Here is a 26,675-nt window from a genome sequence, read left to right as displayed (position 1 = left end):
CCGCTTCTCAGGAGGGGACAGCTGATGGACTTCGTCCTGCTGGGCGTGGGGCTCCTGCTGACAGTCGGCACCGGCCTGTTCGTGGCGAGCGAGTTCGCGCTCGTCAATCTCGATCGTGCGGAACTCGAAGCGCGCCAGACGCGCGGCGAGTCACGCCTCGCGATGACGATCGGCGCCCTCAAGCACACCTCGACCCATCTCTCCTCCGCGCAGCTCGGGATCACGCTCACGACGCTGCTGACCGGCTACACGATGGAGCCGGCGATCTCGCGGCTGCTCGGCCCAGTGCTCACCTCCTGGGGCATCGCGGAAGCCGTCGTCGCACCGATCTCCACGTTCGTCGGGATGCTCGTCGCGACGGTCCTGTCGATGATCCTCGGCGAACTGGTGCCGAAGAACTTCGCACTCGCACTGCCGCGGCAGACGGCGAAGCTCGTCGTGCCCTTCCAGGTCGCTTTCACGACGGTGTTCAAGCCCGTCGTCCGACTTCTCAACGGCAGCGCGAACGCCGTGCTGCGCAGCATGGGGATCGAGCCGAAGGAGGAGCTCTCCGGTGCGCGCAGCGCCGAGGAGCTGTCCTCGCTGGTCCGCCGCTCCGCGATGGCCGGCGTGCTCGAGGCCGATACGGCCTCGCTGCTCGACCGCAGCCTCACGTTCGCCCGTCTGACGGCGGCGGACGTCATGACGGCGCGGCCGAGCATGCACGCGCTCGCCGTCGGGGATTCGGCCGATGACGTGATCCAGCTCGCCAGGCGCACCGGCCACAGCCGCTTCCCCGTCTACGACGACGACCTCGACGACATCACCGGGGTCGTGCACCTCAAGGCCGCCGTCTCGGTTCCGCGCGAGCGCCGCTCCGAGGTTCCGGTCGGCGCGCTGGCCACCGAGCCGCTCCGGGTTCCCGAAACCGTTCACCTCGACACCCTCATCGCCGAACTGCGTGCCAAGGGATACCAGCTCGCGATCGTCGTCGACGAGTACGGCGGGACGGCGGGCGTCGTGACCCTCGAGGACCTCGTGGAGGAGATCGTCGGCGAGGTCTCGGACGAGCACGACCGCACGCGCGCGGGAATCGTGCGAGGCCGCGGCTCGATCACGTTCCCCGGCGAGCTGCGACCGGATGAGCTGCAGAGCCGCACCGGAGTCCACGTCCCGGAGGGCGAGGTCTACGACACCGTCGCCGGCTATGTCATGAGCGTGCTCGAGCGCGTCCCCGCAGCCGGAGACGAAGTGACACTGGACAGCGGCGTGCTGGAGGTGGTGCGCATGGACGGTCGCCGTGTCGATCGTCTGCGCTACACGCCGACCCCGGTGGATGCCGCGTCAGAGGAGGTGTCGCGATGAACGATTGGGCAGGATTGGTCTGGCTCGCAGTTCTCCTGGTCGGCAACGCTTTCTTCGTCGCTGCCGAGTTCGCAGTGATCTCCGCACGACGCTCGCAGATCGAACCGCGCGCGGAGCAGGGGTCGCGCTCCGCCAGGACGGCGCTGTACGCGATGGAGCACGCGACGCTCATGCTCGCGACGTCTCAGCTGGGCATCACGATCTGCTCGCTGCTGATCCTGAACGTCTCGGAGCCGGCGATCCATCATCTGTTCGCCGTTCCGCTGCACGCGATCGGCTGGTCGGATGCGGCCGTCGACGTCACGGCATTCGTGATCGCGCTCGTGCTGGTGTCGTTCCTGCACGTGGTGTTCGGCGAGATGGTGCCGAAGAACCTCGCGTTCTCGGTGCCCGATCGCGCCGTCCTGATCCTCGCGACTCCGCTGGTGTGGATCTCGAAGGTGTTCCACCCGGTCATCTGGCTGCTCAACGCGGCCGCCAACGGCGTACTTCGGCTGTTCGGCGTCGAGCCGAAGAACGAGGCGGCGTCGACGTTCACCATCGACGAGGTCGCGACGATCGTCGACCAGTCGCGCCGCGAAGGTCTGCTGTCCGACGCGGCGGGCACCGTGGCCGCGGCCGTCGAGTTCACGGACAAGAAGGCGCGCGACGTCGCCGTCCCGCTCGCCGAGCTGGTCACGTTGCCACAGTCGACGACCCCGGACGACATCGAGCGGGCGGTAGCCCGCTACGGCTTCTCGCGGTACGTGATCGTGGACGATGAGCAGACGCCGATCGGCTACGTGCACCTCAAGGACATCCTCCGTGCCTCGGAGGGTCCGGATGCCGAGGCGAAGGTCGCCGTACCGATCCCGTCGAAGCGGATCCATCACATGGTGCCCGTCCAGGAGGACACCGACCTGGAGGATGCGCTCGCCGTCATGCGCCGTGCCGGCCGTCACCTGGCGAAGGTCAGGGACGCCGAGGGCGAGACGACCGCCGTGCTGTTCCTCGAGGACATCCTCGAGGAGCTCGTCGGCGAGGTGCAGGACGCGACCAGGCGGGTGATCCACCGCGGGGAGTGATTCACGCGGTGGCGGTGGGGCGACTCACCGCCACCGCGCGCGCTCGTACTGCGCCGGCCACGGCGCGTCCACGCCGAGGTCGTGCGCCGCGCGCAGCCCGAAGTGCGGATCGCGCAGCCACTCCCGTCCGGCGAAGATCGCGTCGGCGTCGCCGTCCTCGAGGACGCGCTCGGCCTGCTCCGCGGCGGTGATCAGGCCGACAGCGGAGGTCGGGATGCGGCCGCCGCGACGCACGGTGCCGGCCAGCCCGACCTGGTACCCGGGGAAGACGTCGATGCGCTGATGCGCGACCAGCCCTCCGCTGGACACATCGATGAGGTCGGCCCCGTGCTCGCGCACCCACTCGGCGACGATCGTCGCCTCGTCGGGGGCGATACCGCCGTCCGCGTGATCGGTGGCGGAGATCCGGACGAAGAGCGGAACCTCCTCGCCCGCGACGTCGCGGACGGCATCCACGACGCGCAGAAGCAGGCGCGCACGGTTCCCGAGAGATCCGCCGTACTCGTCGTCGCGCCGGTTGGACAGCGGGGACAGGAACTGGTGGATCAGGTACCCGTGCGCGCCATGCAGCTCGAGGACGTCGAACCCGGCATCCAGTGCCCGGCGGGCAGCCGTTGCGAAGGCGTCGACGAGCGCATCGATGCCCGCAGCATCCAGTGCCTGCGGCGGATCGAACCCCTCGAACGCCACCGCGGACGGCGCTGAGGTCACCCAGCCGCCGTCGGATGCCGGCACCGAGCCGCGCTCCGGCGCCCACGGCCACCAGGTCGAGGCCTTGCGTCCGGCGTGCGCGAGCTGGATGCCGGCCAGCGCGCCGCGGGCGTGGATGCCGGCGACGATGGGCGCCCAGGCATCCCGCTGCTCGTCCGTCCAGATCCCGGCGTCGCGCGGGCTGATGCGTCCTTCGGGGACGACGGCCGTCGCCTCGGCGACGATGAGTCCGGCGCCGCCGGAGGCGAACTGGGTCAGGTGCGTGCGATGCCAGTCCTGCACGACGCCGTCGACGGCGCTGTACATGCACATCGGTGACACCCACAGCCGGTTCGGGAAAGTGACGGAACGCAGACGCAGGGGAGAGAAGAGCAGGCTCACCCCTCGACGCTATCGGGGTTCGGACGCGTGAGGGCTGATCCCGGTAGCGTGGAGTCATGGTCGAGGTGCGCGAGTGGGGACGAGACGACACCGTCCGCTTCCTGCGCGTTCCCGGTCCGGCGGACGACAAGTACTCCCGCGGCGTGGTGGCGGTGCGCACCGGATCGGCCGAGTACCCGGGCGCCGCCGTGCTGTCGGTGGAGGCCGCGTGGCGCGCCGGTGCCGGCTATGTGCGCTACGTCGGCTCAGCGGCGGACGCCGTGCTCGCCCGCCGTCCCGAGACGGTCGCCTCGTCGGACATCGGACGCACCAGGGCGGATGCCTGGGTGATCGGGTCCGGAACGGATGCCGCGGCGCGCACCCCCGAGGAGACGGATGCCCTGCGCCTGATCCTGGACAGCACCGTCCCTGTCATCGTGGACGCCGGGGCGCTCGATCTCGCGCCAGGGGCGACCGCTCCGGTGCTCGCGACTCCGCACGCCGGCGAGCTCGTCCGGCTGCGCGAACGCCTGCAGCTCGCGCCGCAGGGGAGCGGTGATCGCGCGGCGGATGCCGCTCAGACGGCGGGCGCGCTCGGACGCACCGTGCTCCTCAAGGGGGCGAGCACTCTCGTCGCGGCGTCCGACGGCTCGGTGATCTCCGTGTCGCGGGCGCCAGGGTGGCTGGCGACTGCCGGCGCCGGTGATGTGTTGGGCGGGATGCTCGGGGCGCTGGTCGCCGCGAATCCGGATGCCGCGCTCGCCGAGACCGCCGCCGCGGGCGCGTGGCTGCACGGCCATGCCGCCCGCTTCGCCGCAGGCATGGCCGACGGAGGTCGAGGCAGGCCCATCGTGGCGCTGGACGTCGCCGAGGCTCTGCCGCACGCGATCGCGGATCTGCTGTCGTGACCCGCCGCACAGCGCCCCTGTGGGCCGCCTTCCTGCTGGTGCACGCGCTGACGGCATGGCTCGGCTGGGTCTACCCCAGTCAGCCGATGGGCGATGTCGTGCTCGTGTACGAACCCTGGTCGACGTCCGCACTGGCAGGCGGCGCCATCGTGGGCATCACTCAGCCGTGGGTGTATCCGCAGCTGGCGCTGCTGCCGATGCTGCTCGCGAAGGCGCTGTCGATGCCGCTGATCGCCTGGCTCGGCGCCTCCGGCGCGTATCTGATCGCCTGGGCGGTGCTGGTCTCGATTCTGGATGCTGTGGCCTTCGCCCTGCTGATCGGCAGGCGACCGTCTGCGCCGCGTCGAGCCGCCGCGTGGTTCTGGATCGCGGCGATGCTGCTCCTGGGGCCGATCGCGCTGTACCGGCTCGACGCCGTCACCGTGCCGCTCGCCGTCGTGGGCGGATTGCTGCTGCTGCGGCATCCCGCGGTCGGGACGGCCCTGCTCACGATCGGCGCGTGGATCAAGATCTGGCCGGGCGCGCTAATGCTGGCCGCCGTCATCGCGGCGAAGACACGGCTGAGGATCGTGGTCGCCGCGGCCGCTGTCGCCGCCGGCGTCGTCGTCGTGCTGTTCCTGCTCGGTGCCGACCAGCACCTGTTCGCGTTCCTCGGCCAGCAGACCGGGCGCGGGCTCCAGGTCGAGGCGGTCGCCGCGACCCCGTACCTGTGGGCGGCGCGCTCAGGCGCGGCATCCGTCGGCTACAGCTTCGAGATCCTGACGTTCCAGGTCGAGGGTCCAGGGGTGCCGTTCGTCTCCGACATCCTGACGCCGATCATGCTGCTGACCGTCGCCGCGATCTCCGCGCTGGCCGTCGTGAAGGCCGCGCGCGGCGGAGCGTTCGCGCGCCTGTTCCCGCCGCTGGCGCTGTCTCTGGTGACGGCCCTGATCGTGACGAACAAGGTCGGGTCGCCGCAGTTCCAGACCTGGCTCATCGCCCCGATGGTCCTGTGGTTCGTGTACGACCGGACCAGGGCCCGCGTGCCGGCGGCGATCGTCCTCGTGCTGTGCGGACTCACCTGCCTCATCTACCCGCTCACGTACGACGCGCTGCTTCGCGTCGAGTTCGTCCCCGTGCTGCAGCTCACCGTGCGCAACCTGCTCCTGATCGTCCTGCTCGTGATCGGCATCCGCTCGATCGCGAAAGTCCCCACCACCCGGAGGTAACCATGCTCATCGCCTTCTCCGTCGCTCCATCCGGCACCGGCAGCGCGGACGGATCCGTGCACGACGCGGTCGCGGCCGCCGTCAGGGTCGTCCGCGAGTCCGGCCTGCCGCACCGCACCACCAGCATGTTCACCGAGGTCGAGGGGGAGTGGGACGAGGTCATGGACGTCGTCAAGCGCGCGACCGACGCCGTCATGCCGTTCGGATCCCGGGTGTCGCTCGTGCTCAAGGCCGACATCCGTCCTGGCTGGACCGGTGAGCTGGACGCGAAGATCGACCGGCTCGAAGCGGCGATCGAGGACTCCGATTCCGCGTAGCATTGACGGGTGAACCACTCCTCGACACTCTCGAGGGGTGCGGCGACGAAGGCGCTCCTCTCTCTCGCCATCGGCTCCTTCGGCATCGGCATGACCGAGTTCGTCGCCATGGGCCTGCTACCCGACATCGCGCAGGACCTGCTGCCCGATCTCTGGGCGGCGTCGCCCGAGGAGGCCATCGGTCGCGCCGGCATCCTGATCTCGCTGTACGCGCTCGGTGTCGTGATCGGCGCGCCGACCATCGCGGGGCTCGTCGCACGATTCCCCCGGCACCGCGTGATGATCGCGCTGGCGCTGGCGCTCACGCTGTTCAACGCTCTCACCGTGGTGCTGCCCACATTCGGTCTCGTCGGGGCGTCCCGGCTGCTCGCCGGGCTGCCGCACGGCGCCTACTTCGGCATCGGGGCGCTCGTGGCGGCCGATGTGCTGGGCCCCGGACGACGCGCGCAGGGCGCGGCATTCATCCTCACCGGGCTCACGATCGCGAACGTCGTCGGTGTGCCGCTGGGGACCTATCTCGGTCAGAACTACGGATGGCGCACCGCGTTCCTGGTCGTGACGGCCGTGTTCGCCGTCGCGACGCTGTGCATCGCGCTGTTCGTCCCCGAGCACGAGGGCGACCGCGGGCGCGGTCTGCTCAGCGAGTTCGGCGTGTTCCGCGTCGGTCAGGTCTGGTTGACGCTGGGCATCGGGGCCATCGGATTCGGCGGGTTCTTCGCCGTGTACAGCTACGTCTCGCCGATGGTCACCGAGGTCGCAGGATCTCCCGAATGGGGCGTGCCGATCGTGCTCGTCCTCGTCGGCATCGGCATGACGATCGGCAACCTGCTCGGCGGCTATCTCGCCGATCGCGACCTCGACCGGACGCTCGTCGTCGGGATGGCCGTGCTGGCTGGCATCCTCGTGCTTCTCGGAGTGCTGTCCTCGCACATCATCCTGCTTGCGCTGCTCGCGACTGCGGTGGGAGCCGTTTCAGCGATGCTGAGTCCGGCCATCCAGACCCGGCTGATGGATGTCGCCGGCGACAACCAGTCCATCGCAGCGGCGCTCAACCACTCGGCACTGAACATCGGCAACAGCCTCGGCGCGTTCCTCGGCGGCACGGCGATCGCCATCGGCTGGGGCTACACGGCCCCGGCCTGGATCGGCGCCGCGCTCGCGCTGGTCGGTCTCGGGATCACCGTTCTGGCGCTGCGGATGCAACGGCACTCCGTGGTTCGAATCGCTTGACCTGCTCGTGAATCGCCCGATTCGAGCAGATCAGGCGATTCGAATACCGCGCGGATGCTCGTAGAGTGGCGCCATGGACGCACTGCCGCTCGCCGGGACCGTGGTGCTGCTACGCGACGGCGCGACACCCGAGGCGCTGATCCTGAAGCGCCCAACGCGTGGATCGTTCGCCGGAGCATGGGTGTTCCCCGGCGGGCTCGTGGAGCCCGCCGACCGCGCGCCTGAGGAATCGGGGCAGGATGCCGCGCGCGCCGCCGCGGCCAGGGAGTGCTTCGAGGAGATCGGCCTGCTCCCGGTGGGTCTGGTGCCCTTGTCGCGCTGGATCCCGCCGGCGCAGGCGCCGAAGCGCGTCGGCACGTGGTTCTTCCTCGCGGCCGACCCCGGTGGGACCGTCGTCCCGTCGCCGGACGAGGTGGTGGACTGGGCGTGGATCAGCCCGGCGGACGCGCTCCAGCGGCACGCCGACGGGGACATCGAGCTGTACCCGCCGACCTGGGTGACGCTGCATGAGCTGCTGCGCTTCCGTTCGACGGACGAGGCGCTGACCGCGGCATCCGATGCTCCGACGTACGCGACGCGGCTGCTTCCCGGCGACGTGTTCTGCTGGATCGGCGATGCGCAGCATCCGGACGGCGGCGACGGAGTGCACCGGCTCGAGACGGCGCAGCGGCCGTGGCGCTACCGGCGCGAATGAATCAGCTCGCGAGCAGCCGGCGCAGGTGATCGCTGACGACGTCCGTCTCGATGAGGAAGCCGTCGTGCCCGAAATCACTCGTGATGACGACGGCCTCGTCGCCGTCGAGCGTGTTCGGGATGCTGCGGGCGATCCGGTGCTGCCCCTCCAGCGGGAAGAGCCGATCCGTGTCGATGCCGAGCACGAGCGTCGTCGCGGTCACGGTGCGCAGCGCATCCTCGATGCCGCCGCGGTCGCGGCCCACGTCGTGCGCGTTCATCGCCTCCACGAGCGTGATGTAGCTGTTCGCATCGAAGCGGCGGGTGAACTTGTTGCCGTGGAAGTCGAGGTAGCTCTCCACGGCGAACCGGCCACCGTGACCGAGCGGCGAAAGGTCGGATTGCCACGAGCGCTGGAAGCGGCTGTTCAGCTCGATCGGGGAGCGATAGTTCAGCATCGCCATGCGGCGCGCGAGCGCGAGGCCGCGGTGCGGTCCCTCGCCGACGGCCGCGTCGTAGTACTCGCCGCCCTCGAAGCGCGGGTCCATCCGGATCGTCTCCAGCTGCAGCATGTTCGAAGCGATCTGGTCCGCCGTGCTGGCCGGCGGCGAAGCCAGAACCCCGAGGCGCTGCACCCGTGCGGGGTGCGTCACAGCCCATTCCAGGGCGTGCATGCCGCCCATGGAACCGCCGATCACGGCCGCCCACTCGTCGATGCCGAGGGCGTCCGCGAGCCGCACCTGCGCCGCGACCTGGTCGCGCACGGTGAGGTAGGGAAAGCGCGACGCCCATTCGTAGCCGTCGGGGGCGACGCTGGCGGGGCCCGTCGAGCCCTGGCATCCGCCGAGGATGTTCGGCGCGATCACGAACCAGCGGTCGGTGTCGATCGCGGCCCCCGGCCCGACGATCTCGTTCCACCAGCCGGCCGTCGCGTGCCCGGGGCCCGCCTCGCCGCGGACGTGGCTGTCGCCGGTGAGCGCGTGGTTGATGAGGATCGCGTTGTCGCGCGCCTGGTTCAGCTCGCCCCAGCTCTCGTAGGCGATGCGGATGCCGGGGAGCTCCTGTCCGCTCTCGGTGCGGAACGCGCCGAAGGCGGCGAACCGGCGCTCTCCGACGGGGTCGCCGTCGCGCCAGGCGCCGGTGACGGGGGGACGCGCCGTGCGCATCATGCTGGCCTGCGCCTCGGTCACGCGCCGCGAGGGCACCGTCTCCTCCGAAGTCGTCTGCCAGTCCATGCCTCCATTGTCGCCCGGTTCGGGTCGGGGCGGCGGCAGGTTACGGCATCCGGGTCCCTTGACCGCTGGTACCGGAGCCTCGCGGCGCTACGGTGGATGCGTGCCGTCCTCTGCATTCAGCCACATCCTGTTCGACGCGGACGGCGTCATCCAGGACATCCCCGGTGGCTGGTACGCCGCCATGGAGCCGTACGTGGGCGAGCGCTCTCGTGAATTCTTGCACGCGACGTGGAAGGACGAGTTGCCGACGCTCGCCGGGATCGGCGACTACCGGCCGATGCTGGCGGCTTCGCTGCGGCAGTACGGCGTGACGGCGCCGGTCGACGACGTGCTCGCCGAGGTCTGGTATCGGATCGCGCCGGATGCTGCGTCGCTGAAGCTCGTCGACCGACTGCGTACCGCGGGGTACGGCGTGCACCTCGGGACCAACCAGGAGAAGTACCGGGCCGGTCACATGCAGGCGGCCCTGGGGTACGGCGACCTCTTCGACACCTGCTTCTACTCCTGCGACCTGGGCGTCGCCAAGCCCGACCTCGGCTTCTTCACCGCGGTCGCCGACCGGCTCGGCGTCCCGCCCGAGAGCATCCTGTTCATCGACGACAGCGAGCGCAACGTGATCGCCGCGCGAGAGGCGGGCCTGGTGGCCATCCACTGGCATCTCGATGCCGGTCACGCAGCCCTCCTGAAGCACCTGTCGGGTCACGGCATCCAGATCCCCTGAGCGCGCCTGCCCCCGCCGGCATGGAAGAAAAGTGCTGGGTGTGGAGACGTCTGGCCGACATTTGTCTTCCTTGGTCGCGCGCTGAGTCGCCCTGCACGGAACCGCGAACGCAACGGAAACTCCACAGGTCGGGCGTTCACGCGGGTGCGGTGAAGCCGCGGGGCCGACCATGGGCTGATGAGAGCACGCAACGCCCTGCCCCGCCGACTCGGAGAACGATTCACCGTGGCCGAGGCTGCCTCGGTCGGAGTCGGAAGGAGCCGACGCGACGCGGAGGACCTGGCACGTCCATTCCACGGCATCAGGGCGAGAACGGCGCCGATGACGTTCTTCGAGATCGTCGCGTGCTGCACCCGGAGACTGAAACCCGGTCACCGCTATGGCGGCGTCACAGCGATGCGCCTCTGGGGTCTGCCCTTGCCGCACAGGTGGAATTCGTCCGAACCGATCGAAGTGATGGTCGAACAGCACCAGGCGCCGCCCAAGGCCAGAGGCGTGAAAGGGCGCCGGCTCGGCGTGGATCGCGCGCGCACCTTTGACCTGCAGGGACAACCGGTCGTGGACCCCATCGCCGCTTTCTTCTCGGCGGCGGCGACGCTGACGGTCGCCCAGGCGGTAGTGGTGATCGATGCTCTGGTCACGACCTTCCACGAGTATCCGGGACTCGGGCCAGGGCGGCCGATGGCCACGCTCGTCGAGGTCGGCGAACGGCTGGCCCAATGGAGACGGTTCCCCGGCTCCGGCACGGTGCGCGCGGCGCTGCCGTTCGCGCGCGAGCGCGTCGAGTCTCCGAAGGAGACCGAGACGCGACTGCTCATCATGGCCGCACGTCTGCCGGAGCCAGTGGTGCAGTTCGTCGTTCGGCGTGCGGGGCGCTTCATCGGACGGGTGGATCTCGCGTATCCCGAGCTCAAGATCGCCATCGAGTACGAGGGCGACGGTCACCGCGTCGATCGCCGGCAATGGCGCAGTGATATCCGACGCCAGCGCGAACTCGAAGCAGCGGGGTGGATCGTGATCCGGGTGACGGAAGCGGACCTCGCCGATGGTGGCGAATCCCTCCTGCGGGTCCTGCGTCGAGCGATCGCCGCGCGGAAGGCCGCATGAGAGAAGGGAAAAGTCGATTCAGGCCGTGCATAACAGGCACTTGTCTTCCACCACACGCCGCACCGCACCCGAACGCACGGATGCCCCGGACCGTGAGGGCCGGGGCATCCGTGTTCCTGCAGGAGGAGTTCTTACGCGCGCGCGGCGTCCGAGACGCGGCGCGCGGCGGCGAGCGCCTGCTCGAGGTCCGCCTTGAGGTCTTCCACGTTCTCGAGTCCCAGCGACAGGCGCACGAGTCCGGGCGTGACCCCGGCGGTGAGCTGCTGCTCCGGCGTGAGCTGGGAGTGCGTGGTGGATGCCGGGTGGATGACGAGCGATCGCACGTCGCCGATGTTCGCCAGGTGACTGAACAGGCTCAGGCTGTTCACGAACTCGCGGCCGGCCTCGACGCCGCCCTTGAGCTCGAACGACAGCACGGCGCCGACGCCCTTGGGCAGGTACTCGTTGGCCTTGGCATACCAGGGGGAGGTGGGAAGACCCGAGTAGTTGACGCTTGCGACGTCGGCGTGGCTGTCGAGCCACTCGGCGATCTCCTGGGCGTTCTGCACGTGGCGCTCGACACGCAGCGAGAGCGTCTCGATGCCCTGGATGAGCTGCCAGGCGCTCTGCGGCGAGATGGCCGAGCCGAGGTCGCGCAGCAGCTGCACGCGTGCCTTGATGATGTAGGCGAGGGAGTCGCCGACGGCGGTGGTGTAGCTGGCGCCGTGGTAGGACGGGTCGGGCTCGGTCAGGCCGGGGAAGCGCTCGACGTTCTTCGACCATTCGAAGGTGCCGCCGTCGACGATCACGCCGCCGATCGTGGTTCCGTGCCCGCCGAGGAACTTCGTGGCCGAGTGGATGACGATGTCGGCGCCGTGCTCGAAGGGGCGCAGCAGGTACGGGGTGGCGATCGTGTTGTCGACGATGAGCGGGATGCCGGCCTCGTGCGCGACATCACTGACCGTGCGGATGTCGAGGACGTTGATCTTGGGGTTGCCGACGGTCTCGCCGAAGAACAGCTTGGTGTTCGGGCGGACGGCGCGGCGCCACTCCTCGGCGTCGTCCTGGTTCTCGACGAACGTCGTCTCGATGCCCAGCTTGGCCAGCGTGTACTTGAACAGGTTGTACGTGCCGCCGTAGATCGAGCTGGACGAGACGATGTGATCGCCGGCCTCGGCGATGTTGAGCACCGCGAAGGTCGATGCCGCCTGGCCGCTGGCCAGCAGCAGAGCGCCGGTGCCGCCTTCGAGAGCCGCGACGCGCTGCTCCACGACGTCCTGCGTCGGGTTCTGGATGCGGGTGTAGATGTTCCCGAACTCCGCCAGGGCGAACAGGTTCGCCGCGTGGTCCGCGTTGTCGAACACGTAGGACGTGGTCTGGTAGATCGGCGTGGCTCGTGCCTTGGTGACCGGGTCAGGGGCTGCGCCCGAGTGGATCTGCTTGGTCTCGAAACGCCAGGTCTCGGGTGCGGACATTGGGTTCCCCCTGGAACTCTCGGATACGTGTGTGGCAGGTGCCGTTGCAGCGAGAGTACGGAACAGGGATGCCTGTCAACAACAGTCGGGAAATGTGACGTAACACGCGTCGACGTGGGAAACGGCGCAGAACGTCGTACGGTGGATGACATGGTGACAAGGCGCGCAGTGGTGACCGGAGCGAGCACAGGAATCGGAGCGGCCACGGTTCGTGCGCTGCGCGCGAGCGGCTGGGACGTCGTCGGCGTCGCACGTCGTGAGGACAGGCTCGCAGCTCTCGTCTCCGAGACCGGCGCATCCGCGATCGCGTGCGATCTGACCGATGCCGCTGCAGTCGAGGCGCTGATCTCCGAGCTCGAGTCGAGCGGACCTGTGCACGCTCTTGTGCAGGTCGCCGGTGGGGCGCGCGGCACCGATCGCATCGAGGACGGCTCGGTCGAGGACTGGCAGTGGATGTACGAGGTGAACGTGCTCGCGACGCAGCGGCTCGTCGCCGGACTCATGCCGCTGCTGCGTCGCGCGGCCGAGGCCGATGGGCACGCCGACACGATCTTCGTGACATCGACCGCCGCTCACGTGGCGTACCCGGGCGGCGGCGGCTACAACGCGGCCAAGGCGGCCGAGGCGATGCTGGTGCGGGCGCTGCGCCAGGAGCTCAACGGCGAGCCGATCCGCGTGGTCGAGATCGCCCCCGGCCTGGTGCACACCGAGGAGTTCACTCTGAACCGGCTCGGCGGAGACAGGGTCGCGGCCGAGGCGGTATACGCCGGAGTGGAGGCGCCCCTGCAGGCGTCGGACGTCGCCGACGTGATCGCCTATGCGCTGAATGCGCCGGGCCACGTCAACCTCGACCTCGTCACCATGCGTCCGGTCGCGCAGTCCGCGCACCACCTTCTGGCACGCGGTCCGCTGCGCCCGCGTCTGGAGGAGTGATCGGCGGATGCCGCAGCGATCACTGGTCCAGCTCGCCGATGAGGGGCTGATCGATCCTGGGTGGGCGCACGCGCTCGCGCCCGCCGAAGGCGTCATCGCCGCCCTCGGCGACCGCCTGAGGGCCGAGCAGGCCGCCGGCCGCGGATACCTGCCCTCCGGCGAGAACGTTCTGCGTGCGTTCCGGCGTCCGCTGGACGATGTGCGGGTGCTCATCACCGGACAGGACCCATATCCGACGCCCGGGCACCCGATCGGGCTGTCGTTCGCCGTGGAGGAGCACGTGCGGCCGCTGCCGCGCAGCCTCGTCAACATCTACCGGGAGCGCGAGTCGGATCTGGGCATCCCGCCGGCGCCGCACGGCGACCTGACCTCCTGGAGCGACCAGGGCGTGCTGCTGCTGAACCGGGTGCTCACCGTGCGCCCTGGGGCTGCGGCATCCCACCGGGGGTGGGGCTGGGAGCAGGTGACCGACCTGGCGATCCGCGCTCTCGTCGCACGAGAGCGCCCGCTGGTGGCCGTGCTGTGGGGGAGGGACGCCGAGAAGCTGCAGCCGATGCTGGGCTCGACGCCCCTGATCGTGTCCGCGCATCCGTCCCCGCTGTCGGCGAGCCGCGGGTTCTTCGGCTCCCGGCCGTTCTCGCGCGCGAACGCGCTGCTCGCGCTGCAAGGTGCGGATGCCGTGGACTGGCGGGTCGCCGGCGAGCACGCCCTAAGCTGAGCGCATGCAGTTCGAACCCGGCGACCGACGTCGTCAGCTGCCGCGTCATCTGCGTCGACCAGACGGGCCACCCGAGGTCTTCACCTACACGATCCGGCCGGCGACGGCGCGGGATCTGCCGGATGTCAGGGAGATCTACAACCACTACGTCGCGAACTCGGCCGTCACGTTCGACGGCAAGGCCAGCACGCATCGCTACTGGCGCGACAAGCTCGCCACGCTCACCAGACTCGGACTGCCCTTCCTCGTCGCGGTCTCGCCGACGGGGAATGTGCTCGGCTACGCCCTCGTCTCCCCATGGCAGGGCAAGAACTCCTATCGGTACACCGCGGAGGACTCGATCTACCTCGGCCCCGGGGCCGGAGGAAAGGGACTGGGCACCGCTCTGTTGCAGGCGCTGATCGATGCATGCGAAAGCGTCGGACTTCGCGAGATCATGGCGGTGATCAGCGACAGCAACGCCGAGGCATCCATCCGACTGCACAAGCGACTCGGGTTCGTCGAGGTCGGACGCCTGGGGAAGGTCGACTACAAGTTCGGCCGCACGATCGGGTCGGTCTATCTGCAGCGCAAGCTCAAGCCGAAGGGGCGGCGCTGGGGCATGCGTCCGGCCCGCTGATCAGTCGCGCTGGTCGATGACCGGAATCGCCGCGAGCAGCGCCCTGGTGTAGTCCTCGCGCGGATGCAGCAGCACGTCGTCGGTGGTTCCCCGTTCGACGACACGGCCATCCTTCATGACGACGACCGCGTCGCAGAGGTTCTGCACGACGCCGATGTCGTGCGACACCAGCAGGAGCGTGAGGTCCTCGGTCTTCTTCAACTCCGCCAGCAGCTGCAGGATCTGCGCACGCACCGTGACATCCAGCGCCGACATCGGCTCGTCGCCGACGAGGATGCGCGGACGATGGACGATCGCCCGAGCCAGAGCGATGCGCTGGCGCTGGCCGCCGGAGAACTCGTGCGGGAAGCGATCGGCCATGTCGGCGTCGAGTCCCACCTGCGCGAGGACCTCCCTCACGCGCGAGCGACGATCGCCGTCGATGCCCAGCGCCCAGAGCGGCTCGGCGATGATGCGTCCCGCGCTCATCCGCGGGTCGAGCGACGCGTACGGATCCTGGAAAACCAGTCCGGTGAGACGGCGCAGCCAGTGCAGGGAGCGAGCGGATGCCGAGGCATCCACGCGGCGTCCGTCGATGTCGATGGTGCCGGCCGTCGGCCGGTCCAGTCCCAGCAGCAGCCGGACGAGCGTGGATTTGCCGGAGCCGGACTCTCCGATGATCCCGACCGAGAATCCGGCGACGACGTCGAGATCCGTAGGATGCAGCGCGATCGACGTGCGGGCGCGCTCGAACATGGTGCGCTTCGGAACTGCGAACTCGCGGCTCAGCCCGCGCGCCTCGATCAGACTCATCGTGCGCCTCCATCCGGGCGCCAGAGCGTCGCCGTGGCATCGCGCAGAAGTCCCTGGGTGATGGGGGAGGACGGTGTGCTCAGCAGTGTCGGCACCGGCGCGGATTCGACGACCCTGCCGCGCTCGAGCACGACACCGTGCGTGGCGACCCGAGCGAGGACGGCGAGGTCGTGGGTGATGAAGACGAGCGACATCCCCTCGTCGTCGACGAGCGAGAGCATCAGGTCGAGGACTTCGGCCTGGATCGTCACGTCGAGCGCGGTCGTCGGCTCGTCCGCGATGAGCAGCCGCGGGCGGCAGGCGAGCGCCATCGCGATCGCCACGCGCTGCCGCTGGCCGCCGGACAGTTGATGCGGATAGCGGGTGACGATCGACTCCGGCTCGGGGAGCCGCACCCGTGCGGCCTCCTCGATCGCGCGGGTTGCGGCCTCGCGACGCGTGGCGCCGGTGTGGATGCGCAGCGACTCGGCGATCTGGCGGCCGACGGTGCGGATCGGGTTCAACGCCGTCCGCGGCTCCTGGAAGACGATGCCGATGTCGTCGCCGCGGAAGTGCGCGAGCTCGCGGTCCGGCATCCCGAGCAGCTCGGTGTCGCCCCAGCGGACGCTGCCGTGCGCAGTCGCGCCTGCCGGGAGCAGGCCGAGGATCGCAAGCGCGGTGAGCGACTTGCCGGACCCGGACTCTCCGATCAGGCCGAGCCGCGCGCCCGGCGGCACGTCGAAGGAGATTCCGTCGATCACGCGGCGGCCGTCGATCTCGACGACGAGATCGGACACGGTCAGGCGAGCGGAGGCCCGGGCTGGATTCGTCATGCCACCACCGCCGGCGTGTGCACCTCGGCCGAGCGATGCGCGAGGGTCGGATCGGTGGCTTCGCGCAATCCGTCTCCGAGAAGGTTGAGTCCGAGCACCGTGACGGTGATCGCGAGCCCAGGCCAGATCACGGACAGCGGATGCACGCCGATGTAGCGCTGGAGATCGGCGAGAAGGATGCCCCAGGACGGCTCTGTGACGCTGGCGCCGAAGCCGAGGTAGCTCAGCCCTGCCTCGGCGAGCACCGCGACCGCCATCGACCACGACAGCTGGACGATGAACACCGGTGCGATGTTCGGCAGCAGGTGGCGCGTGAGGCTCTGGGACGGGGTGAGCCCGGATGCGCGGCCGGCGAGCACGAAGTCGCTCTGCTGGACACGGCGCAGCTCGGGGCGCGTGACGCGGGCGATGTTCACCCCGAATCCGATGCCGACGGCCCAGATGACGACCCACAGCGATCCGCCCCAGACCGATGAGATCATCATCGCGATGATGAGGACGGGGAATGCGATCAGGATGTCGACGAGCACGGCGATCGTCTCGCGCATCCAGCGCGCGGTCAGCGCACCGAGCGCGGCAAGGGAGATCCCGACCGCGGAGGCGATGATGGCGGCGCCGATGCTGACGAACACCGTGGTGCGCGCACCCGTCATGACGAGGCTCAGGATGTCACGACCCGTGCCGTCCGTGCCCATCAGGTGGGGCCAGCCCGGCGTCGCCCACCGATCGCGCAGGTCGGTCGAGAGCGGGTTGAAGGGCGTCCAGAACAGCGAGACGAGTGCGGTCGCGGCGATCACGAGCACGACGATGATGCCGAAGCGACCGGTACCGGACGACCACAGCGCGCGCAGCCAGCGAGGCGTCATGCCGCCTCCCGTTGCCGAGGATCGACGATGTGGTGCACGAGGTCGACGACGAAGCCGACCACGAGCACGAAACCGGTGAGCACGAGCAGTTCGCTCTGCACCTTGATGAGATCCCGTGTGCCGACGTCGGCGACGAGCATGCGGCCGATCCCCGGGAGCGTGAACAACTGCTCGATCACCACGGAACCGACGATGATCCCGGCCACCTGCAGACCGAGCACCGTGATGATCGACAGACCGACCGCCGGGATGCCGTGCTGGACGAGCGCGCGATTGCGACTGAGTCCCTTGGCGGCGGCGGTGCGGACGAAGTCCTGGCCGGCCGCCTGCAGGGTGGCGCTGCGCACGAACCTCAGCAGCATGGCACCCTCCACGATTCCGATCGTGAGTGCGGGGAGCACGAGCGCGCGCAGGGCCTGCCACGGCTGCGACCAGCCGTCCCGCGGGAACCCCTGCGCGGGCAGCCAGCCGAGCCCGATCGCGAAGACCACGATGAGCATCATGCCTGCCCATACGACGGGGACGGCTGCGAGGGCCTGCGCGGCCACGCTGATCCCGGTACCGGATGCCCGGCCGCGCAGCACGGCCGACAGGATGCCGAACGGCACGGCGATCAGCAGGGCGATGAGCAGGGCCAGGATGCCGAGCGGCACGGTGACCTGCGCCTTCAGCGCCAGTTCCTCGCCGACGGAGGCGCCGGACAACTGCGACGTGCCGAGATCCCCGGTGAGGATGCCGCCGATCCAGTCGGCGTACTGCACCGCCAGCGGCCGGTTCAGGCCGAGGGACTCCCTGAGCTGCGCCACCTGCTCCGGACCGGCCTGGGTGCCGGCGATGAGCTGCGCGACGTCTCCGGGGAAGACGCGCAGCGTGAGGAAGATCAACACGCTCGACACGAGGAGCCCTGCGATGAGCAGGGCTCCTCGTGTGAGCGCGTATCTCAGCATCCGATGGTCACTCGGAGGCGACCGTCACGCCGGCGAGGTTGATCCGCGAGTTGATCGAGTCCTGCGGGAATCCGGCGACCGCCGGCGTGAGCGCCGTGATCGTCTCGCCGTTGTAGAGCCAGTCGGCCGCGTGGTCCTCGGAGACGAGGCGCGCGGCCTCGGCCAACAGCTCGGCGGAGGCATCGGGGTCAACCTCGGCGAGGGCCTCGGTGTAGAGCGCCTGGACCTCGGGGTTGTCGTAGCCGAAGTAGTAGTCCGGGTTCGCGAAGTTGCCGAAGTCCCGCGGCTCGACGTGCAGCACGAAGCTCAGGTCGTAGTCCTTGTTCGTGTAGACGTCCTCGAGCCAGGTCGCGAACTCGACGGGTTCGACGTCCAGCGTCACCCCGACCTCGGCGAAGTCCGAGATGAGCACCTGCGAAACCGTGGTGCCGTAGAAGTTGGGGATCGTCAGGGTCAGCTCGAGGTCTTCCTGGCCGGCCTCGGCGAGCAGCTCCTTGGCGCGCTCCGGGTCGTACGGAGCGAGCTCGGACAGGTCCTCGTACCCCGGGTCGAGTTCGGGGATGGGGCCGTACAGTGTCTGTCCGGCGCCGACCGCCTCGACGAGGCCCTCGTGATCGATGGCCAGGCGCAGCGCCTCGCGCACGCGGATGTCGTCGAGCGGGGCCGCGGCGTTGTTGAACGCCAGCGTGGCCTTGTCGGTGGTGCTGCCGGTGGTCAGGGTGAAGTCACCCGAGTCCTCGAGCTGCGGCGCGAGGTTCGGGTCGACAGCCGTGAGCACGTCCAGGCTGCCGTCGAGCGCGGCGTTGACGCCCGAGGTGAAGTCCGGGGTGTACTCGAACACGACCTCGGCCACGCCGGCCGCTTCGCCCCAGTACGCGTCGTTGCGGGCGAACGTGATCGACGACCCCTTGCTCCAGCGGGTCAGCGTGAACGGACCGGTGCCGTTCTCGGCGGTCTGCAGATCGGTGGCGTCGCCGGAGCGGAAAACCAGCCCGCCAGGGCCGGTCAGGGCGAACAGGAAGTTCTGATTCGGCTCGGTGAGCGTGATCACGACCGTCGCGGCATCCGGTGCGGTGATGGACGCGATGCCCGCGAAGTCCGAGTTGCCCTGCAGTGTGGCGTCCGTGCGCACGGCTTCGTACGAGGCGACGACGTCGGCCGAGGTGAGGGCTTCGCCGGTGTGGAAGACGATCCCGTCGTTGAGCGTGAACGTGTAGGTCAGGCCGTCCTCGGAGACCTCGTAGTCGGACGCGAGGCGCGGCTCGATCTCGTTCGTCTGGGTGCGGGTGACCAGCCCCTCGTAGATGTTGTCGATGAGGATCTGCTCGAGCGCCGCACCTGAGGTGTGACGGATGTCGAGGTTCGTCGGCTCGAGGACCAGACCCACCGTGAGCGTGGCCTCCGGGTCTGGCTCGCCGACCGCGGTCTCGGCCGGTTCGGGCGAGCCGGCGCACGCGGTGAGCACGATCGCGGCGGCGGCCAGGGCGGAGACGGCGGTGAGGCGGCGTCGGGAGCGGGTGAACATGAGTGCGGGTCCTCTCATCCGGCGGTGCTGTGTGCCGGTCGGGTCGAGCCTAGGGTGCGGCGGGTACCGCGGGGGAAACGTCGGAACGCGGTGTCACATTCCGCCGGGCAGGTGCGTGCGGATCAGATCGGCCAGGCGAGCCGGCGCGGTCTCCTGGACGTTGTGGGTGGCGTCGATCTCGACGACGGCGGCCCGGGGGAGTCGGGATCGGAACTCCTCGGCATCCTGCGCGGTGACGTACCCGCGCGCGGCGCGCACCAGAGTCAACGGCGCGGTCGCTCCGGCGAGGTCGTCCCACCCCGTCGCATCGAGCACCGCGCCTGCGGCCGGCTGCGCGTCGTGATCCGGTGCCGCGAACACCTGCGCGGCGAGATGCGCGAAGTGGTGCTTCCACTCCACCCGGCCGTCGTCGCGGATGCGGGAGTTGAAGAAGACTCCGCGTTCGGTGTCCTCGCGGGAGCCGCCCAGTCCGAACGCCATCGCGCGATCGACGAGGTCATCGCGGCTGGCGAAGTCGGACACCCGGAAGAATTCGCGCAGTTCGGCCGGTCCGCCCGTCGCGTCGATTCCGGGAGTGATGTCGACGATGATGACGTCGCGGACGAGTGCGGGATGCGAATGGGCGAGCGCGGCCGCGGTGAGCCCGCCGAGCGACTGGCCGACCACGAGGACCGGCGCGACCGTCCACTGCGCGAGCGCCTCGGCGACGTCCGCCGCGAGATTCCGGGGGGAGTAGTCGACGTCGTCGCGCCACGAGGAGTCGCCGTGTCCGGCGAGGTCGATCGCGAGCGCGGGTGCTTGCAGGTGCAGGATCGTGGTGTCCCACGTGTGCGCGTTCAGGCCGGCCCCGTGCAGGAGGACGACCTGCGGCTCGGCATCGCCGAAGCGCAGCGCGCTGAGGGTGCGGCCGTCGGGGAGCTCGAACTCGACGCGGCTGGCCCTCGGAACGGGAACGTCGATGCTCTGAGCCTGTGCGGGAAGGTAGCGGAACTCGCTGGTGTCGGTCGGCACGTGATTATTCTGCTCCGTCGGATCGGGTCAGCGAAATGCGAGAGCAGAATGATAATTGAGGTCGGTCGTGCATTACGCATTATGTTCTTCGGCTGGTCATTGTGATGGATGAACTGCATCTCCTCTCACGGGAGCGGCGCGGACGAAAAGTCCTAGGCTGGAGGCATGACCGAGACGCGCGTGCACCTGTCCAGGACTGAGCCGACCGCCTATCAGGCGTTGGACGCCTTTTCCAAGACCGTCGGCGAGATCTGTGCGGCGAACGGGATCGATGATCGCCTCAAGGAGATCGTCATGATCCACTGCTCGCAGTTGAACGGATGCGCGTACTGCACCCGCATCCACGTCGATCGGGCGATCGCGGCGGGGCTGGACGCCGATGTGCTCACGCAGATCCCGACCTGGCGGGAGAGCGGTGTGTTCTCCGACCGTGAGCGCGCGGCGCTCGAACTCGCCGAGGCGTTCACCTTCATCCACGAGGACGGCATCCCCGACGATGTGTACGACGCCGTCGGCGGTGTGTTCACCGAGAAGGAGTACGCCGCTCTGAGCTGGGCCTGCGTGTCGATCAACGCGTTCAACCGCATCGTCGTGGCGGGGCGCTACCCCGTGCCTTCGCGGGGCTCTCAGGGGCAGGCATGACGGTTCTCGCGGTCGATGGCGTGTGGAACGTCCGCGACGTCGGCGGGATGCCGGCGGACGGCGGGCGCATCGTGTCCGGGCGGCTGCTGCGTTCGGCGAACCTGGCGGGGATAACCCACGACGGGGCGCGGAATCTGAGTGCGCTGGTCGATCACATCATCGATCTGCGTGCCGATGAAGAGGTCGCCTCCGAGCCGTCGGCGGTCCGAGGGCTTCCGACGACGCACCTGCCGTTGTTCCTCGGTTCGGTCGCATCGTTCTTCGAGGACGACAGCAGTCTGGACGAGCTGTACTCGCATCTGCTGGAGCAGAGCGGGCCGCGCCTGGTCGAGGCTCTGCGCATCGTCGCGCGCGGGGAACGCAACCTCGTGCACTGCACGGTCGGCAAGGATCGGACCGGTGTGACGATCGCGCTCGCTCTGGATGCCGTGGGCGCCGACCGTGAGGCGATCATCGACGACTACGCGTTGACCGAATCTCAGCTGCCCGCCGAGCGCAACCGACGCATCGCCGCGTATCTGCGATCTCAGCATCCGGACGCCCAGCACGTCGTCGCGTTGGCGACCCTGTCGCCGGCGCCTGTCATGCGCGCCCTGCTGGCCTCGATCGACGAGCGATGGGGATCGACGGCCGCGTACCTGAGGGCTCAGGGGATGACGGATGCCGAGCTCACCGCCCTGCGCGCGGCACTCGTCGAGGAGGATGTTGCGGCGACTGTCGAGCAAGGTTAGGCAACCCTTCACTCGGTGATACGATGGAGGCATCATGAGCAGCACCTCCGTCGAGTTCCGATCCGCACGCGCCGAGCGCCGAGCGGCGCGTCAGCGATCCCACCACCTGGTGACCGCCGACGAGAACTCGCTCGCGGACCTCGAGGTCTTCCTCGCCACGCTGCCGCTGTGCGCAACCGGTCGCATCTTCATCGAGGTCGCCGATCGGGCCGACATCGGCACGGTGCAGGCCCCGCCGCGCATGACGGTCACCTGGCTCGCGCGTTCGTCGCGATCCGGAGCCCCTGGCACCGGACGCGGCTGCGCGTCGGGCATGGCGCTGTCCAGAGCGACGTGCGCCTGGGCGGACGAGATGCTCTGCGAAGACAGCGCTGGGACGAACATCACGCTGCTCGGCGGCTTCCTCGGCACGGCCGACATCGTCGAGCACTTGACCGTCGCGCTGGACGTCCCCGCCTCGTCGATCAACGCACCCGAGCAGTTCGGGCTGCTGCCCACCGACCGCTGAGTCAGCGCCGAGTGCGACGGACGTAGTTGCCGTCCTCGAGTCCCGCTTCGATCTCGAAGCGGTTGCGCAGCGCATCGCGGCCGGCGAACAGGTACAGGATCGGCATGAGGAAGCCGTAGCGCAGCCACTGGGCCTTGTGCACGGCCTCGTGCCGCAGGACGGCGTCGCTGGGATCCCGGTCGCCGGTGAGGAAGCAGCCGCCGACGCAGACGCCGCCCCGATTGAACGTCCATGACGGCATCCCGCGGAAGACCCACAGCCCCTGGCGGCGTTCGATCGGCCCTGTGCTCCACAGTGCACCCCACGTCCACCCCACGGCGGTGCCCCACCAGTAGCCGACGCGACTGATCGGGGATCGCAGCAGGAACGACGGGATGCGGCGGTCGAAGCGTCGGCCGCGCGCGAGCTCGATCTCGGAGCGCTCGCGCCACCCGGTCGGAGGGGCCGGCTTCACGCGACGGCCCCGACGAGGCGCAGCAGCGCGCCCATGTCCTCGACGGCATCCACGGGGGAGCGAGGCGCGAACCCGGCGATCGTCGCCCCGGCGAACGGCACGCGTTCGCGCAGTCTGCGCAGCGCCGCGCTCAGATCCGCGATGCTCGCTCCGAACGGGACGGCGCTCGAGACGCCGACGATCTCGGACGGGTCGAGGACGTCCACGTCGATGTGGACCCACACGCGGGTCGCCCCGGTCGCGGCGATCGCATCGGCAAGCGCGTCCGCGTCGGAAAGGTCGGAAACGGAGATCTGGGGGAGACGCCCGAGGGGCGCTTCTTCTGCGGCATCCACGGCCCTGGCGCCGACGACGACGACGCGCTCCGCCGGGATGCCAGGCGAGAGCGCGACCTGCGGCTCGCCCTCGCCGAGCACCGCACGCAGCGCCATCCCCGAGAAAGCACCGGAAGGAGAGGACTCCGGTGTGTGCAGATCCGGGTGCGCGTCGCACCAGACGACCGCGAGGCCGTCGGTGCCGCCGTCGATCGCGTCGAGTGCTGCGACGGTGATGCTGCAGTCGCCGCCGATCAGGACGGCTCCTGGTTCGAGGTTCTCGCGTACGAGATCGCGGACCCGCTGCAGCGCGCTGAGCCGGTGGACGCCGGTGCCGAGCGATTCACCCGCCTCGAGCGGGACGTCGAGGATCGTGGTCGCGGCGCGAGGGAGATCGCCGGCGATGGCCGCGGCACCCTCGGTGAGCAGCATCGCGCGGGCGGCAGGAGAGCCCTGCCACTGCGGCACGACGAGAAAATGTGCCATGTCGGCCTCCGGGGGGAGAAACGCGGATGCTCCGGACCGGTGGCCCGGAGCATCCGCAGGGAATCAGGACTCGAGCTGGGCCTGCGGCGTGCCGCCGGCCTTGAGCTCAGCCAGACGCGCCTCGACCTCGGTGAGCTCGCCGAGGTCGTCGAGGCTCTCGAACTGGGCGTCCAGGCTGGAGGCGGCGAGCTCCACCTTGCCCTGGGCGATCGCCTCCTGGCGGCGGACCTTGTCCTCGAACCGGCCCAGCTCGCTGGTCGGGTCGAGCACGTTGATCGACGAGACCGCGTCCTGGACCTTGGTCTGCGCCTCGGCGACCTTGGCACGGGCGAGCAGCTCGCTGCGCTTGGCCTTGAGCTCGCCGAGCTTCTCCTTCATGCCGTTCAGGCCGCTCTTGAGCTTGTCGACGATCTCGGTCTGGGCAGCGATCGTCGGCTCGGCCGTTTTCGCGTCGCGCTCTTCGCTGATCTGGCGCTGCAGGGCGATCTTGGCGAGGCTGTCGAACTTGTCGGCGTCAGCCGTGCTGCCGGCCGTACGCAGCTCGTCGGCCTTGCGGCTGGCGGCGAGAGCCTTGTTGCCCCAGTCCTTCGCGGCCTGGACGTCTTCCTCGTGGTCGCGCTCGAGCAGACGCAGGTTTCCGATCGTCTCGGCGATCGCCGCCTCGGCGTCGGCGATGCTGTTCGTGTAGTCGCGCACGAGCTGGTCGATCATCTTCTGCGGGTCCTCGGCCGAGTCGAGGAGCGAGTTGATGTTGGCACGGACGAGGGTCGAGATTCGCCCGAAGATGGACTGCTTGGCCATGGGTTTTCCTTTCGGTTGGTCGTGGATGTCGTTCAGGTCGGAGGGTGCGGTTCAGAAACGGCCGCCTCGGGATCTGCCGCCGCGCGAGCTGCCGCGTGATCCGCCGCCGAAGCTCGACGGCCGATGGCCGCGGCTGCTGCTGCCTCCGCTGGAGCGCCAGCTGCTGCCGCCGCTCCACGAGCCGCCGCCGCCTCCTCCGCCGCCCCCGGCGAACAGGCCGCCGAGGATGCCGCCGAGGATGTCCCCGCCGATGCCGCTGTTCTGGCTGCGGTTGCCGCCGTAACCCGTGCCGTATCCGGTGTCGAACGGATTTCCGGGCGTCCATGACTGCACCTCGCCCTCCGCGGACGAGATGGCTTCGGTGGCGAGGCTGTAGGCGCGGTTCGCTCGCTCGAGCGCGACCGCCGGATCGGTCGCCTGCACCGCGAGAGCCTCGCGGTAGGCGGCATCGGCCTCAGCCAGGCGCGTGCGGGCCGTCGCGCCGATCGCGCCGCGCCGGGTGGCGATGAAGTCGGTGGCGGCGGAGATCTGCGCCTGAGCCTGGAGCAGCCGCTGCTGCAGCGAACGCGCGGCGCGCTGCGTCTGCTCCGCCGCGTCGCGCATCTGCGCCAGCGCCGCATCGATCCGCGTGTTCGCCTCGGTGAGCGTGTCGACGATGCGCTGCGGGTCGCGATTCGCTGAGTTCATCGCTGCCGTCGCCTCGTCGACACGGGTGCGTGTGCCGGCGAGGAGCGGGGCTACGGTGCCGTGCGGGTCTGGTGCCTGCGCCGCGGCGGCGAGGTCGGCTTCGAGGTCGGCGATGAGCGCCTTCGCCTGCTCCTGGATCGCGGCCAGGTCCGACCCGAGCGTCGTCACAGCGAGGGCGAGCTGCTCGGCTTGCGCGACAGCCTGCTCAGCCGTGCGGATCGAGAAGGCCGCCTCGCCGGTCCTGCCTTCGGCCAGGAGCGTCGTCGCCTCGGAGATCTCCGTGTCGGCGAGGGCGAGCCGCTCTGCTGCCTGAACGGGGTTCTCGGCGACCGTGCTGAGCGCACCGGCGGCATAGGTCGTGGCGAGGCCGGCCAGCGCGCCGGGAAGCGCGGATATCGCGGACTGCGCCTCGTTCCGGCGCACCTGCACGCGCTGCAGGGCCGCCGGCGCCTCCGCTTCGACCTTCCGCAGTTCCTCGAAGCTCTCGATGTTGTCGTCCAGCAGCTCATCAGCCGCCGCGCAGAGCTGGATGATCTGGATGTGCCAGGTGCGGCGCTGTTCGGCGGTGTCCTCGTTCTCGTCGTCGAGCTGCTGCTTGAGGGCGAAGGCCTGCGCGACCTTCTCCTTCGCGGCGTCGACGACCTGGGTGAACGGCGCCGTGGAATCATCGCCGAACTGCGCGACGGCGAAGCCGAGCTCCTCACGGCTGGAGGTGATCGCGTCGTCGGCCTCGACCAGCGCGCGCCCGGCCTGACGTTCCAGATCGGCGTCGCTCATGCTCGAGAACGGATCGTTCGGGTCGGCGACGGCGGGCTGCGCGCCTCGCGCCTTCTTCCTCGACCGGACGACCAGCCAGATGATGAGCACGATGACGGCCGCTGCGATCAGCACGAACAGCAGGATCCAGCCGGCGTTCGACGGGCCGGGGAAGGCATCGGCGGCGGCGATGACGGCGCCGTCCCAATCGTCCGCCCGCAACCGGTCCTCGACGGCCTGGTTGATCGTGTCGATCTGGCCGTCGCTGAGCGCAGCGGCGTCGTCCACCGACAGGGCGTACTGCCGGGAATCGACCGCGATGGCGAGCAGGTACTGATCGGCGCCGAGTCCGTTGTCGATCGCGGTCTGATCAGCCCAGCCGAGGCTGTCGGACGGATTCGTGAACTCGTCGACGAGCACGACGTAGAGGTCTCCGGAGCCCGCTTCGCTCAACGTGGTCAGCCGCGCGTTCGCCGCGTCGAGTTCGGACGAGCTCAGGACGCCCGCGTCATCCGTGACGAATCCGGCATCCAGGGCGACCGGAGATGTCGCCGCAGCGCTGTACGCGATGGAACCGGAGGCGAGCAGCGCCACGATCATCCCCAGGATGGTGGTCGTCCGAGACCGCATTCTGCTCCCTCCGGGGAGACGCTCGGCCCCCACCTGAGCACGAGTCTATTCACTGTCGTGCATCGAAGGTACCGACTCTAGGGAAACTGTCTGTGTCCTCGCGGGGAAGCGG

The 26,675-nt window shown here is 69.5% G+C and carries 28 protein-coding genes; 15 read left to right on the top strand and 13 right to left on the bottom strand.

What is annotated here, in order from left to right; genetic code table 11:
• Positions 1–24 precede the first annotated feature (24 nt).
• Positions 25–1,344: a hemolysin family protein gene (locus M2317_RS02045; protein WP_429456836.1), complete on the top strand. Its 1,320-nt coding sequence runs from the start codon at positions 25–27 to the stop codon at positions 1,342–1,344.
• Positions 1,341–2,408, top strand: coding sequence for a hemolysin family protein (locus M2317_RS02040; RefSeq protein ID WP_429456834.1), 1,068 nt, complete (start codon positions 1,341–1,343; stop codon positions 2,406–2,408). The genes M2317_RS02045 and M2317_RS02040 overlap by 4 nt, the downstream gene beginning before the upstream one ends.
• 24 nt (positions 2,409–2,432) lie before the next feature.
• On the opposite strand, the gene M2317_RS02035 is transcribed toward M2317_RS02040, so the two are convergent.
• Positions 2,433–3,500, bottom strand: coding sequence for an NADH:flavin oxidoreductase/NADH oxidase (locus tag M2317_RS02035; protein ID WP_429456832.1), 1,068 nt, complete (start codon positions 3,498–3,500; stop codon positions 2,433–2,435).
• A gap of 56 nt (positions 3,501–3,556) precedes the next feature.
• Between M2317_RS02035 and M2317_RS02030 the strand changes: the two genes are divergently transcribed.
• The 5 genes from M2317_RS02030 to M2317_RS02010 all read left to right on the top strand — a co-directional run bounded on the left by M2317_RS02030 (position 3,557) and on the right by M2317_RS02010 (position 7,836).
• A complete protein-coding gene (locus tag M2317_RS02030; protein WP_429456830.1) occupies positions 3,557–4,387 on the top strand; it encodes an ADP-dependent NAD(P)H-hydrate dehydratase in 831 nt (276 codons plus the stop codon).
• On the top strand, positions 4,384–5,595 hold the full coding sequence (locus M2317_RS02025; protein ID WP_429456828.1) for a hypothetical protein: 1,212 nt from the start codon (positions 4,384–4,386) through the stop codon (positions 5,593–5,595). The genes M2317_RS02030 and M2317_RS02025 overlap by 4 nt, the downstream gene beginning before the upstream one ends.
• Positions 5,596–5,597: 2 nt before the next feature.
• A complete protein-coding gene (locus M2317_RS02020; RefSeq protein WP_429456827.1) occupies positions 5,598–5,912 on the top strand; it encodes a thiamine-binding protein in 315 nt (104 codons plus the stop codon).
• 90 nt (positions 5,913–6,002) lie between these two features.
• Positions 6,003–7,142, top strand: a complete 1,140-nt coding sequence (locus tag M2317_RS02015; protein ID WP_429457641.1) for an MFS transporter — start codon at positions 6,003–6,005, stop codon at positions 7,140–7,142.
• Positions 7,143–7,215: 73 nt separating this feature from the next.
• A complete protein-coding gene (locus M2317_RS02010) occupies positions 7,216–7,836 on the top strand; it encodes an NUDIX hydrolase (protein ID WP_429456825.1) in 621 nt (206 codons plus the stop codon).
• Position 7,837: 1 nt separating this feature from the next.
• On the opposite strand, the gene metX is transcribed toward M2317_RS02010, so the two are convergent.
• The gene (gene metX / locus M2317_RS02005) at positions 7,838–9,049 is read right to left on the bottom strand and encodes a homoserine O-acetyltransferase MetX (protein WP_429456823.1); all 1,212 of its coding nucleotides are present in this window, start codon (positions 9,047–9,049) and stop codon (positions 7,838–7,840) included.
• A gap of 100 nt (positions 9,050–9,149) precedes the next feature.
• Between metX and M2317_RS02000 the strand changes: the two genes are divergently transcribed.
• A complete protein-coding gene (locus M2317_RS02000; protein ID WP_429456821.1) occupies positions 9,150–9,770 on the top strand; it encodes an HAD family hydrolase in 621 nt (206 codons plus the stop codon).
• Between the two features lie 456 nt (positions 9,771–10,226).
• A complete protein-coding gene (locus tag M2317_RS01995) occupies positions 10,227–10,877 on the top strand; it encodes an endonuclease domain-containing protein (protein WP_429456820.1) in 651 nt (216 codons plus the stop codon).
• Positions 10,878–11,008: 131 nt separating this feature from the next.
• Here M2317_RS01995 and M2317_RS01990 read toward each other — a convergent pair whose 3' ends face one another.
• Complete coding sequence (locus M2317_RS01990) at positions 11,009–12,331, bottom strand: bifunctional o-acetylhomoserine/o-acetylserine sulfhydrylase (RefSeq protein WP_429456818.1); 1,323 nt, start codon at positions 12,329–12,331, stop codon at positions 11,009–11,011.
• A gap of 150 nt (positions 12,332–12,481) precedes the next feature.
• On the opposite strand from M2317_RS01990, the gene M2317_RS01985 reads away from it, so the two are divergent.
• The 3 genes from M2317_RS01985 to M2317_RS01975 are packed head-to-tail and all read left to right on the top strand — an operon-like array spanning position 12,482 to position 14,601.
• A complete protein-coding gene (locus M2317_RS01985) occupies positions 12,482–13,264 on the top strand; it encodes an SDR family oxidoreductase (protein ID WP_429456816.1) in 783 nt (260 codons plus the stop codon).
• A gap of 7 nt (positions 13,265–13,271) precedes the next feature.
• The gene (locus M2317_RS01980) at positions 13,272–13,982 is read left to right on the top strand and encodes a uracil-DNA glycosylase (RefSeq protein WP_429456814.1); all 711 of its coding nucleotides are present in this window, start codon (positions 13,272–13,274) and stop codon (positions 13,980–13,982) included.
• Between the two features lie 4 nt (positions 13,983–13,986).
• On the top strand, positions 13,987–14,601 hold the full coding sequence (locus M2317_RS01975; RefSeq protein ID WP_429456812.1) for an N-acetyltransferase family protein: 615 nt from the start codon (positions 13,987–13,989) through the stop codon (positions 14,599–14,601).
• On the opposite strand, the gene M2317_RS01970 is transcribed toward M2317_RS01975, so the two are convergent.
• From M2317_RS01970 to M2317_RS01945, 6 genes are all read right to left on the bottom strand, one after another.
• Entirely contained in the window at positions 14,602–15,393 is a 792-nt protein-coding gene (locus M2317_RS01970) for an ABC transporter ATP-binding protein (RefSeq protein WP_429456810.1), read from the bottom strand.
• Entirely contained in the window at positions 15,390–16,205 is an 816-nt protein-coding gene (locus M2317_RS01965) for an ABC transporter ATP-binding protein (protein ID WP_429456808.1), read from the bottom strand. The genes M2317_RS01970 and M2317_RS01965 overlap by 4 nt, the downstream gene beginning before the upstream one ends.
• Positions 16,202–17,071 (bottom strand): ABC transporter permease, encoded by an 870-nt coding sequence (locus M2317_RS01960; RefSeq protein WP_429456806.1) that lies wholly within the window; start codon positions 17,069–17,071, stop codon positions 16,202–16,204. Before M2317_RS01960 ends, M2317_RS01965 begins: the two co-directional genes overlap by 4 nt.
• Complete coding sequence (locus tag M2317_RS01955; protein ID WP_429456804.1) at positions 17,068–18,018, bottom strand: ABC transporter permease; 951 nt, start codon at positions 18,016–18,018, stop codon at positions 17,068–17,070. The genes M2317_RS01960 and M2317_RS01955 overlap by 4 nt, the downstream gene beginning before the upstream one ends.
• Positions 18,019–18,025: 7 nt before the next feature.
• A complete protein-coding gene (locus tag M2317_RS01950) occupies positions 18,026–19,543 on the bottom strand; it encodes an ABC transporter substrate-binding protein (RefSeq protein ID WP_429456802.1) in 1,518 nt (505 codons plus the stop codon).
• Between the two features lie 93 nt (positions 19,544–19,636).
• Positions 19,637–20,554, bottom strand: coding sequence for an alpha/beta fold hydrolase (locus tag M2317_RS01945; RefSeq protein WP_429456800.1), 918 nt, complete (start codon positions 20,552–20,554; stop codon positions 19,637–19,639).
• 165 nt (positions 20,555–20,719) lie between these two features.
• Here M2317_RS01945 and M2317_RS01940 point away from each other — a divergent pair, with 165 nt between their 5' ends.
• The 3 genes from M2317_RS01940 to M2317_RS01930 are packed head-to-tail and all read left to right on the top strand — an operon-like array spanning position 20,720 to position 22,435.
• On the top strand, positions 20,720–21,196 hold the full coding sequence (locus M2317_RS01940) for a carboxymuconolactone decarboxylase family protein (protein WP_429456798.1): 477 nt from the start codon (positions 20,720–20,722) through the stop codon (positions 21,194–21,196).
• On the top strand, positions 21,193–21,927 hold the full coding sequence (locus M2317_RS01935) for a tyrosine-protein phosphatase (protein ID WP_429456796.1): 735 nt from the start codon (positions 21,193–21,195) through the stop codon (positions 21,925–21,927). The genes M2317_RS01940 and M2317_RS01935 overlap by 4 nt, the downstream gene beginning before the upstream one ends.
• 34 nt (positions 21,928–21,961) lie before the next feature.
• Positions 21,962–22,435, top strand: coding sequence for an SIP domain-containing protein (locus tag M2317_RS01930; RefSeq protein ID WP_429456794.1), 474 nt, complete (start codon positions 21,962–21,964; stop codon positions 22,433–22,435).
• Position 22,436: 1 nt separating this feature from the next.
• Here M2317_RS01930 and M2317_RS01925 read toward each other — a convergent pair whose 3' ends face one another.
• The 4 genes from M2317_RS01925 to M2317_RS01910 form a co-directional block, all read right to left on the bottom strand.
• Positions 22,437–22,889, bottom strand: a complete 453-nt coding sequence (locus M2317_RS01925; protein ID WP_429456793.1) for a Fe-S oxidoreductase — start codon at positions 22,887–22,889, stop codon at positions 22,437–22,439.
• The gene (locus M2317_RS01920) at positions 22,886–23,689 is read right to left on the bottom strand and encodes an arginase family protein (protein WP_429456791.1); all 804 of its coding nucleotides are present in this window, start codon (positions 23,687–23,689) and stop codon (positions 22,886–22,888) included. Before M2317_RS01920 ends, M2317_RS01925 begins: the two co-directional genes overlap by 4 nt.
• A gap of 63 nt (positions 23,690–23,752) precedes the next feature.
• Entirely contained in the window at positions 23,753–24,490 is a 738-nt protein-coding gene (locus M2317_RS01915; RefSeq protein ID WP_429456790.1) for a PspA/IM30 family protein, read from the bottom strand.
• A gap of 51 nt (positions 24,491–24,541) precedes the next feature.
• Positions 24,542–26,563, bottom strand: coding sequence for a TPM domain-containing protein (locus tag M2317_RS01910; protein ID WP_429456788.1), 2,022 nt, complete (start codon positions 26,561–26,563; stop codon positions 24,542–24,544).
• Positions 26,564–26,675 lie beyond the last annotated feature (112 nt).

The organism is Microbacterium sp. ZKA21 (genome assembly GCF_050434165.1).
In the GTDB taxonomy this organism is placed as follows: domain Bacteria; phylum Actinomycetota; class Actinomycetes; order Actinomycetales; family Microbacteriaceae; genus Microbacterium.
Note: the sequence above shows the minus strand (reverse complement) of the source record. Positions and strands in the feature narration are given on the sequence as shown.

Bases quoted from the DNA above. Each gene is read 5' to 3' on its own strand.
- M2317_RS01990 (WP_429456818.1), bottom strand. From the start codon at position 12,331: ATGTCCGCACCCGAGACCTGGCGTTTCGAGACCAAGCAGATCCACTCG.
- M2317_RS01975 (WP_429456812.1), top strand. From the start codon at position 13,987: ATGCAGTTCGAACCCGGCGACCGACGTCGTCAGCTGCCGCGTCATCTG.
- M2317_RS01965 (WP_429456808.1), bottom strand. From the start codon at position 16,205: ATGACGAATCCAGCCCGGGCCTCCGCTCGCCTGACCGTGTCCGATCTC.
- M2317_RS02010 (WP_429456825.1), top strand. From the start codon at position 7,216: ATGGACGCACTGCCGCTCGCCGGGACCGTGGTGCTGCTACGCGACGGC.
- M2317_RS02015 (WP_429457641.1), top strand. From the start codon at position 6,003: ATGACCGAGTTCGTCGCCATGGGCCTGCTACCCGACATCGCGCAGGAC.
- M2317_RS02045 (WP_429456836.1), top strand. From the start codon at position 25: ATGGACTTCGTCCTGCTGGGCGTGGGGCTCCTGCTGACAGTCGGCACC.
- M2317_RS01940 (WP_429456798.1), top strand. From the start codon at position 20,720: ATGACCGAGACGCGCGTGCACCTGTCCAGGACTGAGCCGACCGCCTAT.
- M2317_RS02020 (WP_429456827.1), top strand. From the start codon at position 5,598: ATGCTCATCGCCTTCTCCGTCGCTCCATCCGGCACCGGCAGCGCGGAC.
- M2317_RS01910 (WP_429456788.1), bottom strand. From the start codon at position 26,563: ATGCGGTCTCGGACGACCACCATCCTGGGGATGATCGTGGCGCTGCTC.
- M2317_RS01920 (WP_429456791.1), bottom strand. From the start codon at position 23,689: ATGGCACATTTTCTCGTCGTGCCGCAGTGGCAGGGCTCTCCTGCCGCC.
- M2317_RS01985 (WP_429456816.1), top strand. From the start codon at position 12,482: ATGGTGACAAGGCGCGCAGTGGTGACCGGAGCGAGCACAGGAATCGGA.
- M2317_RS01930 (WP_429456794.1), top strand. From the start codon at position 21,962: ATGAGCAGCACCTCCGTCGAGTTCCGATCCGCACGCGCCGAGCGCCGA.
- M2317_RS02040 (WP_429456834.1), top strand. From the start codon at position 1,341: ATGAACGATTGGGCAGGATTGGTCTGGCTCGCAGTTCTCCTGGTCGGC.
- M2317_RS01980 (WP_429456814.1), top strand. From the start codon at position 13,272: ATGCCGCAGCGATCACTGGTCCAGCTCGCCGATGAGGGGCTGATCGAT.
- M2317_RS01950 (WP_429456802.1), bottom strand. From the start codon at position 19,543: ATGTTCACCCGCTCCCGACGCCGCCTCACCGCCGTCTCCGCCCTGGCC.
- M2317_RS02030 (WP_429456830.1), top strand. From the start codon at position 3,557: ATGGTCGAGGTGCGCGAGTGGGGACGAGACGACACCGTCCGCTTCCTG.
- M2317_RS01995 (WP_429456820.1), top strand. From the start codon at position 10,227: ATGGTCGAACAGCACCAGGCGCCGCCCAAGGCCAGAGGCGTGAAAGGG.
- M2317_RS01955 (WP_429456804.1), bottom strand. From the start codon at position 18,018: ATGCTGAGATACGCGCTCACACGAGGAGCCCTGCTCATCGCAGGGCTC.
- M2317_RS01915 (WP_429456790.1), bottom strand. From the start codon at position 24,490: ATGGCCAAGCAGTCCATCTTCGGGCGAATCTCGACCCTCGTCCGTGCC.
- M2317_RS01960 (WP_429456806.1), bottom strand. From the start codon at position 17,071: ATGACGCCTCGCTGGCTGCGCGCGCTGTGGTCGTCCGGTACCGGTCGC.
- M2317_RS01970 (WP_429456810.1), bottom strand. From the start codon at position 15,393: ATGAGTCTGATCGAGGCGCGCGGGCTGAGCCGCGAGTTCGCAGTTCCG.
- M2317_RS01935 (WP_429456796.1), top strand. From the start codon at position 21,193: ATGACGGTTCTCGCGGTCGATGGCGTGTGGAACGTCCGCGACGTCGGC.
- metX (WP_429456823.1), bottom strand. From the start codon at position 9,049: ATGGACTGGCAGACGACTTCGGAGGAGACGGTGCCCTCGCGGCGCGTG.